Genomic DNA, 15,089 nt, shown 5'->3' on the forward strand with positions numbered 1-15,089 from the left:
CCTAGCTTGCCGCGCGTTCCACCAGCGCTGCGAGTTTGGGGCTCATCACGCCATTAAGCGCGCGGAAGCAGGATTTGGGATCGGCGCTGGCGAGATCGATCTTCTGGAAGGCCTCGCGCCCCGCCGTCAGCGACAGAATGCAGGCCCGGCCCGGACGCATCTGGGCATGGTCGACGAAATTGGCCCAGCCGTTGAAGCTCACCGCCTTCACCACCTGCTTGGTATCGCAGGCAAAGAGCGTGTGCAGCACGGCGAGAGCGGTCTGGAACACCGCCTCGCTATAAAGCCGTTCGCGTTCTTTCTCGCTCAGCGCCACACTGTCGAAGCTGCTGCGCGAAGGCACGAATTTCACCGCCTTCAGCACCGGCACCTGCGCCATGGACGGCAAATCGTAATCGATCTGAATGACGCCATCCACATAGGCCATACTCCAGAACACCGGAAAGCCTTCCGGACGCTCCAGCGATAAAAGCGCCAGATCGCAATGGCCGATCACCGCCTCGGGCTCGCCCCAGGCATAGCCGCGCGCCAGCGCATCCAACCGCGCATTGGCGCGCGCTTGCGCTTCCAAGAACAGCGTCTGACGCTGCTGCCATCCTGCGACGGCGCCGCGATAGCCCTCATAGGCCTTGGCATATTCCTGTTCGCGCCAGCGCTTCAAATAACTCCAGCCATTATAAGCGGTTTCGAACTTGGCGCGGGTCTCTTGCTTGCGGCGGCGCATGGCCCCAGGCGTCAGCAGCGTGGCCAAGGTCAAGGGCGGGCGTTTGAACTCGCTCGGCTGCGGCTCGCTTTCCATCGCGGGCATAACAGGCTCGCGCGGCTGCGGTTCGGAAAACGGCGTCGTATCGTATTGCGCCGACCAATCGCCGGTTTTTGTATGCTGCACAGCCTTAAAGAGGATTGAGGTCAGGGCGGAGATTTTATCCTCAGCCTCCTTGGTGCGCTCTTCGGCATCGAGCTTTGCGAAACCATCCATCACACTCGCGCCAGAGGATTTCAGAAGTTCGGCGCGGCGCCTCGCCATATCCTCCCAGCGCTTGGAAAAGGTGGCGGCGCGGCGCTCTGCCAAAGCCTGCAGCGGCGCCATCACACGCGCCATCCGGCCAAGGCCATCATGCCTGACATCGATGGTAATCACTTGAAGTCCCCCGACCTGCTTTTACCGTAAAGAAAAACACAAATTGCCAGCGCGCACAAACAAAGACCGCGCCCATTTCTTGGGCAAACTCATCTGTGAAAGCAAATTGCGTTGCAGCCGCGCAACGCCACGCGCGCGCAGCTCTGGCGCGTTTCCATGGTAAACGTGCTGAATTCAGGCGCGGGAACGCCCAGCAAAACGCCACGCGAACAAAGGTCGGGAAAAATGCGCCGCGTTTAGGGAAGCTGGGACCAGGCGATATAGCCGCCATCCATGCTCACCGCTTTGCCATAGCCATGCGCTTGCAGAAACGCGACAGCCTTGGCGCTGCGATGTCCGGAACGGCAATAGACCACCAGCGCAACATCTTTGGGAAGCTTGCTGTAGTCATTGGCGAGGGTGGAGAGCGGCATCAGCGTAGCGCCCGCGATATGGCCAGCGGCGAATTCATTTGCTTCGCGCACATCAACGACCAGAACGCGCTCGCGCCCAGCCAGCATGGCTTTCACCGCGGCAGGCGCAATCACGGGGACATTCTGGACCTGCTGCATATCAGGCGTTGCAGCATTCGCCGCGCTTGGTGTACCCGCGGCCATAAACACCGCGAAAGCGGCGCCCAACGGAAATGCCATGGTCTCCCCCAATGTTTTTATCTCAGTGATGGTGGGCTCGCGTTCAGTAACGGTCAATGGGGCGCGCGGTCGCTAGGCAGTTGGCCGAGGTAACACGCCAGAAGCGAACCAGATCGAAGCGAACAGAACCGTACATCAGGCCTCGGCGCCGGAGGTTGTTTGTGCCTCCAACCATTCCTTGTGCCATTGGGCGCGCAGCTTGGCACGGGATGTAGGATAGCGCGCCTCGAGGAACTCATAGGAGGTAATGCGGTCGGTGCGGAAATGGCGAAAAGCCTGGCGCAGCTCACACCACGCCACAATCAGGCGCACGCGCTCCCAATAGCTCACCGCAATCGGCCAGATGACGCGCAGCGTGTCGGCGTTTTTCTCATCACGATAATTGAGGCGGATCTTGCCTTGGGTGCGGATGGCGGTGCGCACCCGCGCCATATCGATCACATCGGGCGCTATATCGCCCCAAGCAGGCGACGCGGACCCCGCCGGGTCCATCAAGACAGGACGCAAATGATCCGGAATGACGGCGCCGATTTTGGCAACAAGATCAGAGGCGGCGCGCGCCAGCGCCGGATCGCCCCGGCTCATTACCCATTGCGCGCCCAGCATGGCGGCTTCGACTTCATCGGCAGTCAGCATCAAAGGCGGCATGTCGAAGCCGCCTTCCAGGACATAGCCGATGCCAGCCTCGCCGCGGATGGGTACGCGGTCGGCCATAAGCTGGGCGATGTCGCGATAAATTGTGCGCGGCGAGGCTTCGAGCTCCGTCGCGATCTCCTGTGCCGTCACCGGGCGCTTCTTGCGCCGCAATACTTGGATGATCCTGAAAAGCCGGTCGGCCCTGCGCATGTTTCTGCCTTTAAGCTAATGACAGACTGCTGCCATGCTCCTGACAGCATGCTGTCAGCAGTGATCCCCTATGAAAAGGGCCGTCCGCGCTTGGGAGGCATTCATGGTGACGCTTTACGGTTCTTTTCCTGCTTTCGGCCTGCCGCAGGCCAGCCCCCTGGTCATGAAGACTGAAATCCAGCTCAAAATGGCCGAACTGCCTTATCGTTTGGAGCGCGGCCCTCGGCCGGACAGCCCGGAATACAGCTTTCCCTATATCGTGGAGGCCGATCACCGCTATGGCGATTCCACCTTTATCCGGGACCACATCGAGAAGACCTTCCGCATCGATTTCGACCGCGGCCTCACCCCGGATATGCGGGCCAGGAGCTGGGCTATCGAGCGCATGCTAGAGGATCATCTTTATTGGGCGATCCTCTTCGACCGTTGGATGGATGACGCCAATTTCGCTGCTGGCCCGGCGCATCTTTTCGACACCCTGCCGCGCGAGCGGCGCGAGATCGCCCGCGCCGAAGCCCGCAGCCATGTCGCCGACAACCTGCGCGGCCAGGGGCTTGGCCGCCTGACGCGGGACGACATCACCGGCCTTGCCTGCCGCAGCGTGAAAGCGCTCGCCGCCTTGATCGGCCATAAGGCCTATTGCATGGGCCCGGCGCCTTCGGCGGTGGATGCCACCGCGCTCGCCATGATCGTGGCGGCGACCGCGCCAGTTTTCGCTTCTGCGCTCAAGGATTTCACCGAGGCGCAAACCAATCTGATGACCTATCGCGACCGCTTGATGCGCGAATTCTACCCCTGCCACGCCGCGCGGCAGGCGGCTTGAGGCTTCGGGCGGCGTGATGCAAAACCTTCACACCTGACAGATTGACGCAGCGCACCCATTCGCCATAATATCAACCTATGGGTGCACTCGCAGATGTCCTGAAATGGGGGTTGCTAGGCTGGGTTGGCGCCTTGGCAGCGCTGATGGCGTGGCGACTCCTCTCTGGACAAATCATCCTGCGCGGCTTGCTCGGCCAGGATCAGCCCTATCAGGTCACGCCGGAGCGGCTGCAAATGCTCGCCGCCACCGCGCTCAGCGCCATCGCCTATATCCAGCTCGCTTTGAGCCAAAAGAGCCTCGGCAGGCTGCCGGATGCGCCGCCCGAGCTCCTTGGCTTTTTCGGCGCCAGCCACGCGATCTATCTCTCCACCAAACTCGGCCGCCGCCTCACCGCCGCGCGCCACGCCACATCTTCCCACCACGAGCCACCTTTGGGGGTATGACGTCATGAACGGAAGTTGGAGCACGCTTGCCTATTTCGGCGCGACCGCGCTGGTGATCGTCATCCTGGGGATCGCCGCTGTGTTTCTTTATCTGGTGGTGGTCAACCGGATCGAGGTCAAAGACATTCTTGCGGAACCTGAAAGCGGCAAGGCGAGCCTGTCGCGGCTGCAATTCCTCATCTTCACTTTTGTAATCGCGGGGCTGTTCCTGCTCCTCTCCATCGAGGCGGGCACCTTTGTGACCATTCCCGAAAGCGTGCTCTGGCTCTTGGGCCTGTCGGGCGGCAGCTACACCCTCTCCAAAGGGATCGCTGCACAAACCCATGGTCCGGCCGCGCGCGCGTCTGCCAACGCCTCCGCAGCACAAGCCGCAGCGGCGGCAGCCGTGGCAGCAGCAGCGGCGCAATCGACCACTACGCCCTAATCTTCGCGAAGAGGAACGCCGCCATGCGCAGGCTTTTCTTTGCCCTGATCGCCCTAGGCGCGGCCGCAGCTCCGGCCCTGGCCGACGAGGATTTTTCCAAATGCGAGGCGCGTTACGCCGCGATTGGATTGCCCGTGCTCAAAAGCGGCGGCGATCCCGAACCCATCGCGGTCTGCCATCAAGGCTATGCGGTGGCTTTCAACCCGGACTCGCGCGTGCCCTATTGGGTGATCGAACGCGTGCCCAAGGCTCAGCTCAGCGGCAAAGCCAAGCGTTCCAATAAATTCCTTCCTGATCCGGCGCTGGGAGATGCGAGCCCGGTGGATGCCGATTACCGCGCCTCGGGCTATGACCGCGGCCATCAAGCCCCTGCTGGCGATTTCAAATCCAGCCAGCCGATGACCAATGAGAGCTTCTTTTTCAGCAATATGGCGCCGCAGGTCGGCAAGGATTTCAATCGCGGCATCTGGCGGATTCTGGAAACCGATGTGCGCAGTTGGATTCTCTGCGGCGACCGGCCCGAGCTCTACATCATCACCGGCCCGGTTTTCGATGAGAAGGAAAAATGGATTCCAAAAGGCAAACAGCGCGTGCGCGTGCCGGATGGGTTCTTCAAGGTGATCTATGACCCCACGCGTAAACGCGCGCTGGGTATGCTTTTGCCCAACAAGGCGCTCGATACCGACACCTTGCCCCAATACGCGGTGGCGATCAAAACCATCGAGCAGCGCACCGGCCTTGTTTTCTTTCCCGCCCTCAACAAGCGCAGCCAGACGGTGCTGAAATCCTCCAAGGGCATTCTCTGGGGCGTAGATGGAAGCTGCCAAGCGGGGGAATAGAGCCCGGAACCCTTCAGAAGTGTGCGGCGTTTCTCTCCCGCGATGCGGAATGCGTGGTTCCGCCATTAACGGGAGAGAGTTCCATGAAACGTCTTGCCGCCGCGGCCGCTCTGGCGGGTTTTCTGTTTGCTGGGAGCGCGCTTGCCAGTGACGAGACCGCGCTGATTGCCGACGCGGCAAACACCGTGCATCACATGCGCTCCGACGGCAGCTTCGGTCCCGCGCCAGATCTTTTGCGCCGCGCCCGCGCGGTGCTGATCGTGCCGAACCTTGTCAAAGGCGGCTTCTTCTTTGGCGGTGAGGGCGGCAATGGCGTGCTTGTCCGCCGTGAGGGCGAACGCTGGAGCAATCCTGCCTTCTACACCCTTGGCAGCGCCTCTTTCGGCTTGCAGATCGGGCTCGAGAAAGCCGAGCTTGTCATGTTCATCATGAGCCAGAAGGCGCTGGATGGTTTGCAGAAATCCAAATTCAAGCTCGGCGCCGGTGCGGGCCTGACTGTTGTCACCGTGGGTGCCAATGCGCAAGGTGCGACCGCGCCCAATCTCTCTGGTGATATCATCGTCTGGTCCGCCACCAAAGGCGCTTATGGCGGGCTGACGCTGGAAGGCTCGATCCTGGATCCCAAGCGCGATTGGAATGACGAGTTCTACGGCAAGCCCATGCCTATCGGCGATATCCTCAGCGATCATCGCGATATGCCGACCACTTCGGAACTGCGCGAAGCCCTCGCCGTCACCCGCGCCAAAGCCGCCCAGCACGACGATTAAGAGGGGCGCGAGCTTCAAACAAAAAGGGCGGCCCGAGGGCCGCCCTTTTCTTTTCACCCCTCAAAACTCTCAATCGTCCAGGTGCAGGCGCACATCGACGCCGTTTTTCTGGCTCGATACATTCACGGCGATGGCGGGCATCGCCGCGCTGACGGCCTCGGCAACCTTCACCGGAACATTCGCCTTCGCCATCGCATCGCGCACGATGCGCTTCACATCCGGCACGTTATAGCTTTGCTGCTTATCCCGGCGGCGCTCCTCAGCGTCTTGCCGCGCGTCTTCGGCGCGTTCACGAGCGGCATCAGCCCGGTCTCTGGCCGCTTCCCGGCGCGCCTCTTCAGCATCGCGGCGCTTTTCGGCGGCATCGCGCTGCTGCTCGGCAATCTTCTGACGCATTGCATCGGAGGCTTCGCGCATGGCTTCACGCATCTGGCGCTGCGCCTCGGCAATCTGGCGCTTGGCTTCTTCGGCCGCGCGGCGGATTTCCCCTTCATGCTCGGCGACGAGGCGCAGCTGCTCGGCTTTGGCGAGGCCTTTGGCGCGCTCGATTTCGGCGCGTTGCTCGGCTTCGGCCCGGGCTTGATCCGCTTTCATCTCCGCAGCGGCGCGCTGGATATCGGCGCGGGTTTGCGCATCGAGATCTTTGACATCCCAGGTCCAGCTTTTGCTATCGCCCCCATTCTTCCAATGGAAGGCGATGTGATGTGGCGCCTTGGCGGATGGAGCGGGAGGAGCGGGCGGAGCAGCGGGAGCTGCCGGCGCGGCGGGAACGGGCGTAACATCTGGAGCCACGGGCGCTTCCGGGGGTTCAGGCGCATCGGGCACGTCCGCATCATCCGAGACGGCAACCTGAACATGGCCGTTATCGTCTTTGATGATGGTCGTGCGGGTCGCATGCCCTTCACGAACTGCGTGCTTCGCAGTGGTCTTTGCAGCGGTGCTTTGCGGTTTAGGCGCTTCAGCGAGCACGGGACGCGCCAGCGCGATCACCGCCACCGCGACTGAGCCCAGAAGCGCGATCTTCAAGATATCCGCGCGGCTGACGCCTTTACGATTTCGCGCGCCGTTGAGGATGGCTTCCACCCGCGCATCCAGCATGGAGGGCTCAGCCATGGCAAGCGAGAGACCCGAATGCGAGGGGCGCGCCGCCGCGAAAGCCCGCGCCAGACCGACAAGATGTTCGGCATAAGCGCTCGCCTTCATGCCCGTGCACAACACGCAATCATCGGCGGCGGTTTCGCCTTCACGGCGCATGGCGTTGGACGCCACCCAGACGAAGGGGTTCGGCCAATAAAGCGCGCAAGCCAGAACCGCGATCAGCCGCGAGAGGCAATCCTTGCGCCGCACATGCGCGGCTTCATGCAAGAGCACCGCTTCGAGACGCTGGCGCGGCCAGGTGACGGCGGTCTTCGGCAAAAGCACCACAGCGCGGAAAAAGCCAAAGGTGATCGGCCCCGCTTCGCCCGGCACCGTGCGGATGCGCAGCTGCCAGCGAAGGCCTTTGAAACGCTCCGGCGCAATCCCATCAGGAATGAAGGGCACGGATTGACGATAGAGCCCCGCCAGCACCACCGCGCCGTAAAGCGCCTTGGAGAGCACGAAAATCACCCCCATGGCCCAGAGCGCGATAAGGCCCATTACCACCGTCGCCAGATCGAGGCTGTGCTGAACCGGAGCAGCGGCAGGAAGGGTCATGGGGGCCGCCATGGCCGGCATCGCAGTCACCGGCTGTGGCTGAGGCAGGAACCACACCATTTGCGAGGGCAGCACCGCCGCCAGAAACGGCAGCGCCAGCATCGCCGCAAAGGCGCCAGTATAGATGAGATGGGCTTTGCTGCCGCTCGTGCCGCGCGCCAGAAGGAAGGCGAGCGCCAGGATCAGACTGCCGCCGAAGAAGCATTCACCCGCCAGAAGAAGCGTGTTGAGGATGATCATCGTCCTTCCTCCTTGGCTTTTTCGATCATAGCCGAGAGCCGGTCGAGCTGATCGCGGCTGAGCTTTGTGTCTTCCTGATTGAGGAGTGCCGCCACCACGCCTTCCACCGAGTCATTGAAGAAGGTGGAAAGCATCGATTTCACGGCCTTTTGCGCCATCTTCTCGCGCGCCACTTTGGGCTGATAGACATAGCGCGGCCCATCCTGGGTGTGGCGCACATGGCCCTTCTTCTCGAGGATGGTCAGATGGGTGCGGATCGCCGTGTAGGTCGGCGGATCGGCGAGCGCCATCTCCACCTGCGCGGCGGTCGCCTGCCCGAGCTTGTAGAGCACATCCATGATTTCGCGTTCGCGCCGGGAAAGCCCCTCCCCGCCAGCGTCTTTCGCCTCTTTAGCAGCCATTGCACCACCCTGCCAAAAAATTAGCACGCCAAATTTTTGGCACCACCCAGGGCTGCTGTCAACGTGGGGAAGTGATGAATTTGCTGTTAGGCGAGGGTAGGATGCCTCGATGGCTCGGCTGCCCAACCACAGGTCCGCGATTTTGGATATCCGTAAGCTTGAGGAATATTGCCTCAACTCGGAGCATCCCCGTGGACAGCACAAAGCCCGCGTCTTTTATGAAGCCCTGGGCATCAACCAGAGTGATGCGTCATGGCTGCACCAGAGATTGCTTAGCGCATTGCAGGACACTGACGCCGAGGCTTTGGAAACTGACGCGTTCGGAACTCGCTGGCGAGCCGATCTGCGGGTAGCACGACAAAATAAGGAAATTGTGGTAAGAACCATCTGGATAATCCGTACCGGAGAAGACCAGCCTCGGTTCGTGACCTGTTGGGTATTGTGATGGACGCGAAACTGCCGCCAAGACCATCGCCTATGGATGCCGTAGCCCTGCTCTCGGAGCGCCCGGCGGACAAGCTGGCCCGTGGGCAAGTTGGGACGGTCGTGGAAACCCTCGATGAAGCGACCGCCCTGGTCGAATTCAGCGATGATAATGGCGAGGCCTACGCCATTGTGCCGGTTGCCCTGACGGATTTGATGGTCCTGCGTTACGCCCGCCTAGCGGCAGAATAACCCGCAAAGCGTGCAATCCCGCCTTGCGTCTTAGGACTGCACAAAGGGGGAACGAGCCCTTATATTCCTCCCCATGCATAACAACGGCATGGTGCCCAAGGGGCCTGGAGAGGTACGCGGCTTCGGCGAGATGACCGGGGCGGAGATCGCGGGGTTTGTGCCGCATCGCCCCTCGCGCCCGGAGAAATCCGAAGGCGGCAAGCGCTTCGAGCTGGTCAGCGAATATTCCCCCGCGGGCGATCAGCCTACCGCCATCGCTGATCTTGTCGGCGGTGTTAACGCCAATGAGCGCGATCAGGTGCTGCTCGGCGTCACCGGTTCCGGCAAGACCTTCACCATGGCGAAAGTGATCGAGACGGTGCAGCGCCCCGCTTTGATCCTGGCGCCGAACAAGACCCTGGCCGCCCAGCTTTACGCCGAGATGAAAGGCTTCTTCCCCAATAACGCGGTGGAGTATTTCGTCTCGTACTACGACTACTACCAGCCGGAAGCCTATATCCCGCGCACCGACACCTATATCGAGAAAGACTCCTCCATCAACGAGGAGATCGACCGCATGCGCCATTCGGCGACGCGCGCGATTTTGGAACGCGATGACGTGATCATCGTGGCCTCGGTGTCGTGCATCTATGGTATCGGCGCGGTGGAAACCTATTCCGGCACGGCGCTCAGCATCCAAAAAGGCGAGCGCATCGACCGCAATGATTTGATGCGCGATCTTTCCGCCCTGCAATACCGCCGCAACGATGCCAATTTCGTCCGTGGTGCCTTCCGGGTACGCGGCGATGTGATCGACATTTTCCCGGCGCATTATGAAGACCGCGCTTGGCGCGTGGAACTTTTCGGCGATGAGGTCGACAGTATCAGCGAATTCGATCCCCTCACCGGGCGTTCGGCGGGCGTGCTCGATCAGATCAAGATTTACGCCAACTCGCATTATGTCACGCCGCGCCCGACGCTCGCGCAAGCGATGAAAGGCATCAAGGCGGAGCTGATCACCACGCTGGAGCGCTTCCGAAAGGAAGGAAAGCTGCTTGAAGCGCAGCGGCTGGAACAGCGCACCACCTTTGATCTGGAGATGATCGAGGCGACGGGTTCTTGTGCGGGCATCGAAAACTATTCGCGCTGGCTGACAGGACGCAAACCCGGCGAGCCGCCGCCGACCCTGTTCGAATATCTGCCCGATGATGCGCTGGTCTTCGCCGACGAAAGCCATGTGACCGTGCCGCAGATCGGCGCCATGTATAAGGGCGACTATCGGCGCAAATCGACGCTTTCCGAATATGGCTTCCGCCTGCCCTCCTGCATGGATAACCGGCCGCTGAAATTCGATGAGTGGGACGCGATGCGCCCGCAAACCGTTTATGTCTCGGCGACGCCCGGCAATTGGGAGATGGACCGCACCGGCGGCGTTTTCACCGAACAGGTCATCCGCCCGACCGGCTTGATCGATCCGCCGGTGGAAATCCGACCTGTCGAAAGCCAGGTGGATGATCTCATCAGCGAATGCCGCATCGTGGCGAAGAAAGGCTATCGCGCCCTCGTCACCACGCTGACCAAGAAAATGGCCGAAGACCTCACCGAATATATGCATGAGCAGGGCATTCGCGTACGCTATATGCATTCGGATGTGGATACGGTGGAGCGCATCGAGATCATCCGCGATCTGCGCCTGGGCGCCTTCGATGTCTTGATCGGCATCAACCTGCTCCGCGAGGGCCTCGACATTCCCGAATGCGCCCTAGTCTGCATTCTCGACGCCGACAAGGAAGGCTTCCTCAGAAGCGAGACCAGCCTGATCCAGACCATCGGGCGCGCGGCGCGTAACGTCGACGCCAAGGTCATTCTTTATGCGGATCATGTCACCGGCTCGATGGAGCGGGCGATGGCCGAAACCACGCGCCGCCGCGAGAAGCAGCAGGCCTATAACGCCGCCCATGGCATCACGCCGCAAAGCGTGAAGAAGAACATCGCCGACATCATGGGCTCGATGTATGAGCGCGATCACGTCACGGTCGGCCAAGGCGAGCTCGGCTTCGCTGAGGACGGCAAGGAGTTCATCGGCCACAACATCAAGGCGCATCTCGCCGATCTCGAAAAGCGCATGAAGGAAGCCGCCGCCGATCTCGAATTCGAGGAAGCCGCGCGGCTGCGCGACGAAATCAAGCGCCTGACGGTGGTCGAGCTTGCCATCTCCGACGATCCCTTCGCGCGGCAGTCCCAAGTAGAAAATGCCGTGGATCAAGCCTTTCTCGACGCGGTGCGCGACGGCGCCGACCCCATGGCGGGCCTTGGCGGCAAACCGAAAAAAGCCTCGCGCTCGGCGGCGGGCAAAGCGGGCGGCAAAGGCAAACGGCTGGATAGGCCGGGCCGCCCCAAAACCTTCGGCAGCCGGAGCAAGTAAGCACGCGCCTCTTGCACGCGGGCTATCACATACGGAGTCGGTCACACCAAAGCTGTCATTCCCGGCCGAGCAGAGCGAGCATTTCGCGAGCGCCGCGAGGGGAAGGGAACCCAGGTTGAACCGGCAAGACGATCTCAAAGAAATAGTGCGGAGTTTGGTATATTTTGAAGGCACCAAACAGGCTTCAACACCTGGGTTCCCTTCCCCTTCGCCCATCTTCGCGCTGCTCGATGCGCTCGGCCGGGAATGACAGTGAGGTTTAAAGTCGCGCGCATGGAGAGCGGCCGCACCCTGCCCTCCACCTCATCGCTGGTGAAATACGCCAAAGCCGTGGGGCATAAAGTCGAGATCGAGCTCAAGGCGGGGTGATCAGCGCCCACCCACAGTCGGTCCGCTCGCAAGCAGAATTAGATCTGCCCCCGGATTTTTTCGGAAATTCGGAATCTAAATTGCATAGGAAGAAACAGCAAAATCGAGCAGGCGCCTCACATATGGCGCTTTAATAAAGTGGACAAAACTTCCACCTGCTCGATTAATCACCCCAGCGAATTTCAAAGTGAGATGACCATCAAAGACGATAGCGAAAACAGGCCCGCCAGAGAAACCGTTCGGATCGACGTGCATCTCTGAAAGCAATTTGCATCTACCAACTGCTGGGTCTGAAATTTGCCCATTCGGATCACAAAGCAGTGCACGAACTGCCCTCCCAACGCAGTTCGCTTCGGCAACATCGTAATTCTGATCCGCAAATGCGCATCCAAATGCTAAGTAAAGGATGACGTCATCACCATCACTAAGGGCGGCAGCATTGTCGAAATGAAAAAACGTCCGTTCAATTTCACTGGAATTATCTGCTTGCCTGGTAAATTCAAAAGCCGATAGATCGGTGTAATCGCTGTCCGCCAACTTCGGCGAATTGCAATATGTGTATCCTGCTGAGCTGATGAACGCTTGTGTTTCCGAAACTAAAACGCCAACATCTACGATCGACACGCCAGCCAACTGATGTTTCGTCGAAATGAGAAATTTCTTTCCAAGGTAATTCAATCCAGTTGCTGACCCCAATAGTTGGAAGGGGTATGCTTCATCATGCGTAAAACACACTAAATTCTGAGCAAATAGGTGGAGCCGCAACTGAAGGGAATCCGCGGGTATAAGTACTCCGTGGACTTCGACGCTCGTCCGCGTCTTTCGGTCGAGCTTACCTAAATTTGGGTGCCTATTAAAAAATTCTGCGAGCCGATCAACCAAGCAACTAGAGACCTGTTTGTATGGAGCGGAAGCACATCATCTACGTCTCGCCCAGCATGTTCGCTATTTGGTGCAACTTTGTGCTGGGGCATAACCGTAAGCGGATACGCTTGAGAAGACTAGGCCAGAATTGCGGTTCAGCCTCACCATTTTCGGCCACTCCCCCGCAACGCAAAGTCGCATACTGTCACAGTAAGAGCCTTTCCTGAGACGGCAAGAACCTCGATAGCCGGGGCGGTGTTTGCCTTCGCAGAAACGCCCACCTTGAAGCTCCCCTCCTCCCTCCCCACATCAAACACTGCGCCTCTTGCGCTGTTGTTTGACATTGCTGGTGAGAACAATATGCAGGCCGCGTTTTTGATCGCGTGATTTTCGCGTGCGTTCAAAGATTTACCGTCCAAATCGCCGATTTGTTTTCGCGTTTTTTATCGCCACACTCGAACACGCCTCCACCCGCCAGGCCCCGCCCAAACTTTCCGGCGATAAGCGCGCGCTATCAACGCGTTAGCGGGAAAAACGGGCATTCGAACGTAAATTTTTCATTTTCCTATCCCCGCTCTATCCCCGCTTCATCCCCGCGCCCAGGCGCCAAGACTCAGCTACACTCGCTCAAGTCCGGGGGTGCCATGGGCTGGGAGTATTTCTTCTGCGAGATCGGCGGCGAAGCGGCAGTGATGGCCGTGGACCGCAGCCTTAAGGCTGCCGCAGAAAACACGTCCCTACCTCGTCTATATGCGTGTCTATAAATCGCCCAGGCTCGATGTCACGCTGGAGCAGGGCGAAGAAGCGCGCCTCTTCGAAGGCATCGAGGCTTTTGTGGAGCGCATCGCGGCGCTCTTCGATGCCGTCTATGCCGGGCGCAGCAGCACCGCCGAAGCGCGCGTCTATGTTTTCTATGATGGCGAAGGGCGCTATTTGCAGCGCTGGCTCGAGCGCAGCTTCAAAAGCCTTGGCGACTATGGCTATGAGCGCTCCATCGGCTGGGGCCGCGATCCGGAATGGAAAGTCTATCGCGATTTTCTTCTGCCCGGCCCCAAGGAGCGCGAGGCCATCGCTACGCGGGCACTGAAAGCCTGAGCAAGGCACGCGCGGCAAATTCGCCGCACCTGTATATGAAATGGACAGATTGGGAACTTGGCCCCCCTGCCCCCGTTCTTCCGGCACGAGCGGAGGAGTTCTTTTTTCATGGCTTTGCGTAAGGTATTGGTGGCGTCCCTGTTGTGCGGCGCGGTGGCGATGAGTGCGGCTTGGGCCCAAGACCCGCAGCCTTCAAGTGCAAGCGGCAACGTCGCTTCGGAAGTGCCGCAGGAAGGTGAATCCAATTGGGCGGGCTACGCGTCCCTTGGCGCCAGCTTGCTGCCCGAATATGAGGGCTCCAACTCCTATATTCTGATGCCTTATGTGGAAGGGCGGCTGAACTACAAGAATTATTACGCGCGCTTCGAAGGCGGCACGCTGCGATTCAATCTGATCGACAACGAAGCGTTTCATGCGGGCCCGTTGATCGGCTTCCGGCGCGGACGCGGCAATGTCAATTCGCCGGTACATTCCTTCAAGCATCTCGACGATACCGAGACCGCAGGCGGCTTCATCGAATGGGAGCATGTCGCCGAAGACCCGCGCTCCGGCGAGACGGTGTATCTCACCGCCGATAATGCCGTATACGGAGAAAAAGGCGGCTGGCAGATCGTTCTGCGCGGCACCGCGCGCCGCCCCATCGAATGGGTGAACCCGGGCTTCATCGTCTCCCTGACCGGCGATCTTTCCTGGGTCTCGCGGCCTTATATGCAGAAGTATTTCGGCGTCACGCCATCGGATTCGATCGCCAGCGGCATGCCGATCTATACTCCGGGCGATGGCTTCAACCGCGCGGGCGTGGCGCTGTCGGTGGATCAGTTCTTGTCGCGCCATTTCAGCGTCGGGCTTCGCGGCTATTATGCGAGCCTGCTCGGCAAGGCATCGTCGAGCCCGGTGACCTCATCGTCGGATCAGTTCTTCGCGGGTGTGGTGGCGGGCTACGTGTTGTAGCCCGCGCAAGCCTCACATTCAGAAGCGGCGTTCCGACCAGCGGCAATAATCGCCATCACCATCACAGATCCAGCGACCACTGACATAGCGGTGATGGCGATACCAATCATGCCGCTCATGCTGCCAATAGCTCGACCAATAAGGATCATAGTCGCGGCGCCAGCGCGGACGGAATTCATAGGTCCGGCAATAGCCGTAAGGCTCGCATACGGTGCGCCAGCAGCGGTCGCCATCGCCGTCGCAGCGCGTGCGTCCGGCATCATAATCAGGTCCCCAGCCCCAACCATGGGCTTCTGCGGGGGTGGAAAGCGCAATCCCGAAGCCGATCACGGCACCCAAGATTGCCATGGAAGAAATCCGTTTCATCGTTCAGCTCCCTTGAACGTGATGCGGGATAAACATCGCGCCTTGCGGCTGAACGGCGGCTGAACAGAGCAGTCAGGGAGGCGCCAGGAAAGCACCTCCCCAAGGCGCGAAGAG

The 15,089-nt window shown here is 60.2% G+C and carries 17 protein-coding genes; 10 read left to right on the forward strand and 7 right to left on the reverse strand.

Annotated elements, in window-relative coordinates:
- Window position 1 precedes the first annotated feature (1 nt).
- The 3 genes from FHS83_RS05070 to FHS83_RS05080 form a co-directional block, all read right to left on the reverse strand.
- Window positions 2–1,141: a hypothetical protein gene (locus FHS83_RS05070; protein WP_167081534.1), complete on the reverse strand. Its 1,140-nt coding sequence runs from the start codon at window positions 1,139–1,141 to the stop codon at window positions 2–4.
- 236 nt (window positions 1,142–1,377) lie between these two features.
- Window positions 1,378–1,773 (reverse strand): rhodanese-like domain-containing protein, encoded by a 396-nt coding sequence (locus tag FHS83_RS05075; RefSeq protein WP_167081536.1) that lies wholly within the window; start codon window positions 1,771–1,773, stop codon window positions 1,378–1,380.
- 135 nt (window positions 1,774–1,908) lie between these two features.
- Window positions 1,909–2,619, reverse strand: coding sequence for a helix-turn-helix transcriptional regulator (locus tag FHS83_RS05080; RefSeq protein WP_167081538.1), 711 nt, complete (start codon window positions 2,617–2,619; stop codon window positions 1,909–1,911).
- A gap of 103 nt (window positions 2,620–2,722) precedes the next feature.
- Here FHS83_RS05080 and FHS83_RS05085 point away from each other — a divergent pair, with 103 nt between their 5' ends.
- From FHS83_RS05085 to FHS83_RS05105, 5 genes are all read left to right on the forward strand, one after another.
- Complete coding sequence (locus FHS83_RS05085) at window positions 2,723–3,442, forward strand: glutathione S-transferase family protein (protein WP_167081540.1); 720 nt, start codon at window positions 2,723–2,725, stop codon at window positions 3,440–3,442.
- Between the two features lie 77 nt (window positions 3,443–3,519).
- Complete coding sequence (locus FHS83_RS05090; RefSeq protein ID WP_167081542.1) at window positions 3,520–3,885, forward strand: hypothetical protein; 366 nt, start codon at window positions 3,520–3,522, stop codon at window positions 3,883–3,885.
- Between the two features lie 4 nt (window positions 3,886–3,889).
- A complete protein-coding gene (locus FHS83_RS05095) occupies window positions 3,890–4,309 on the forward strand; it encodes a hypothetical protein (RefSeq protein ID WP_167081544.1) in 420 nt (139 codons plus the stop codon).
- Window positions 4,310–4,332: 23 nt separating this feature from the next.
- Entirely contained in the window at window positions 4,333–5,148 is an 816-nt protein-coding gene (locus FHS83_RS05100; RefSeq protein ID WP_167081546.1) for a DNA/RNA non-specific endonuclease, read from the forward strand.
- An 83-nt stretch (window positions 5,149–5,231) separates the two neighbouring features.
- Window positions 5,232–5,915: a lipid-binding SYLF domain-containing protein gene (locus FHS83_RS05105; RefSeq protein ID WP_167081548.1), complete on the forward strand. Its 684-nt coding sequence runs from the start codon at window positions 5,232–5,234 to the stop codon at window positions 5,913–5,915.
- 69 nt (window positions 5,916–5,984) lie between these two features.
- Here FHS83_RS05105 and FHS83_RS05110 read toward each other — a convergent pair whose 3' ends face one another.
- A complete protein-coding gene (locus FHS83_RS05110) occupies window positions 5,985–7,850 on the reverse strand; it encodes a M56 family metallopeptidase (protein ID WP_167081550.1) in 1,866 nt (621 codons plus the stop codon).
- Complete coding sequence (locus tag FHS83_RS05115; RefSeq protein ID WP_167081552.1) at window positions 7,847–8,251, reverse strand: BlaI/MecI/CopY family transcriptional regulator; 405 nt, start codon at window positions 8,249–8,251, stop codon at window positions 7,847–7,849. Before FHS83_RS05115 ends, FHS83_RS05110 begins: the two co-directional genes overlap by 4 nt.
- Window positions 8,252–8,360: 109 nt before the next feature.
- Between FHS83_RS05115 and FHS83_RS05120 the strand changes: the two genes are divergently transcribed.
- The 3 genes from FHS83_RS05120 (at window position 8,361) to uvrB (ending at window position 11,330) form a co-directional block, all read left to right on the forward strand.
- Window positions 8,361–8,696 carry a DUF6883 domain-containing protein gene (locus tag FHS83_RS05120; RefSeq protein ID WP_167081554.1) on the forward strand — a complete coding sequence of 112 codons (336 nt, stop codon included), beginning with the start codon at window positions 8,361–8,363 and terminating at the stop codon, window positions 8,694–8,696.
- On the forward strand, window positions 8,696–8,926 hold the full coding sequence (locus FHS83_RS05125; protein ID WP_208414234.1) for a DUF4926 domain-containing protein: 231 nt from the start codon (window positions 8,696–8,698) through the stop codon (window positions 8,924–8,926). Before FHS83_RS05120 ends, FHS83_RS05125 begins: the two co-directional genes overlap by 1 nt.
- 130 nt (window positions 8,927–9,056) lie before the next feature.
- Window positions 9,057–11,330 (forward strand): excinuclease ABC subunit UvrB, encoded by a 2,274-nt coding sequence (uvrB, locus tag FHS83_RS05130; RefSeq protein ID WP_167085272.1) that lies wholly within the window; start codon window positions 9,057–9,059, stop codon window positions 11,328–11,330.
- 444 nt (window positions 11,331–11,774) lie between these two features.
- On the opposite strand, the gene FHS83_RS05135 is transcribed toward uvrB, so the two are convergent.
- Complete coding sequence (locus FHS83_RS05135; protein WP_167081556.1) at window positions 11,775–12,332, reverse strand: hypothetical protein; 558 nt, start codon at window positions 12,330–12,332, stop codon at window positions 11,775–11,777.
- A 981-nt stretch (window positions 12,333–13,313) separates the two neighbouring features.
- Between FHS83_RS05135 and FHS83_RS05140 the strand changes: the two genes are divergently transcribed.
- Window positions 13,314–13,658 carry a DUF695 domain-containing protein gene (locus FHS83_RS05140; protein ID WP_167081558.1) on the forward strand — a complete coding sequence of 115 codons (345 nt, stop codon included), beginning with the start codon at window positions 13,314–13,316 and terminating at the stop codon, window positions 13,656–13,658.
- A gap of 108 nt (window positions 13,659–13,766) precedes the next feature.
- Window positions 13,767–14,609: a MipA/OmpV family protein gene (locus FHS83_RS05145; protein WP_167081560.1), complete on the forward strand. Its 843-nt coding sequence runs from the start codon at window positions 13,767–13,769 to the stop codon at window positions 14,607–14,609.
- 18 nt (window positions 14,610–14,627) lie between these two features.
- On the opposite strand, the gene FHS83_RS05150 is transcribed toward FHS83_RS05145, so the two are convergent.
- The gene (locus tag FHS83_RS05150) at window positions 14,628–14,975 is read right to left on the reverse strand and encodes a hypothetical protein (RefSeq protein ID WP_167081562.1); all 348 of its coding nucleotides are present in this window, start codon (window positions 14,973–14,975) and stop codon (window positions 14,628–14,630) included.
- Window positions 14,976–15,089 lie beyond the last annotated feature (114 nt).

The organism is Rhizomicrobium palustre (genome assembly GCF_011761565.1).
GTDB lineage: Bacteria > Pseudomonadota > Alphaproteobacteria > Micropepsales > Micropepsaceae > Rhizomicrobium > Rhizomicrobium palustre.